The organism is Rothia sp. HMSC068F09 (assembly GCF_001812775.1).
GTDB classification, from domain to species: domain Bacteria; phylum Actinomycetota; class Actinomycetes; order Actinomycetales; family Micrococcaceae; genus Rothia; species Rothia mucilaginosa_A.
The window spans coordinates 1-792 of sequence record NZ_KV810411.1 but is presented as its reverse complement, the minus strand read 5'-3'; the positions used below and the strand labels follow the sequence as shown (position 1 = coordinate 792).

The window sequence follows — 792 nt, the reverse complement described above, 5'->3', positions numbered from 1 at the left end:
ATGGGTGCGGTCACCGTGTGATCCTTCGAGAAAGCTCTTCTACTTCTGACTCGAAACGATTTGGAGGCACAACGATGACCGCTCCTCATATTATCGACCCTGCTGGCATGCTTGGCGAGGCGTTATCCCAGGCGTCCCCAGATTTGATGCGTTCCCTGCTCCAGCACGTGATCAACGCGTTGCTATCAGCGGACGCTGATGCGGTGTGCGGGGCCCAGTGGGGCCAACAAGACCCGCAGCGTCAGGCCCAGCGCAATGGGTATCGCTACCGGCCCCTGGATACCAGGGTCGGCACCATTGACGTGGCGATCCCCAAGCTACGCTCAGGCACCTACTTTCCAGAGTGGCTGTTGCAGCGCCGCAAACGCTCCGAAAACGCCTTGATCACAGTGGTTGCTGACTGCTACTTAGCGGGAGTATCCACACGCCGCATGGACAAGCTCGTCAAAACCCTGGGGATCACAGGACTATCGAAGTCCCAGGTCTCACGTATGGCAGCCGACCTGGACGAACACGTGGACGAGTTCCGCCATCGCCCCCTCGACGACGCTGGGCCTTTCACGTTCGTCGCCGCTGACGCACTGACCATGAAGGTGCGCGAAGGAGGACGCGTCGTCTCGTGCGCGGTCCTGGTTGCCACCGGAGTCAACAATGACGGACACCGCGAAGTACTGGGGGTGCGCGTATCCACCAGCGAGACCGGCCCGGCGTGGAACGAGTTCTTCGCCGACCTGGTCGCCCGAGGCCTCACCGGCGTGCGCCTGGTGACCAGTGACGCCCATCTGGGCCTGG

At 62.0% G+C, this 792-nt stretch carries 1 protein-coding gene; it reads left to right on the top strand.

What is annotated here, in order from left to right:
• Positions 1 to 74: 74 nt before the first annotated feature.
• Positions 75 to 792: IS256 family transposase (locus tag HMPREF2874_RS01225; protein ID WP_141754189.1), on the top strand; the 718-nt coding region annotated here is incomplete at its 3' end.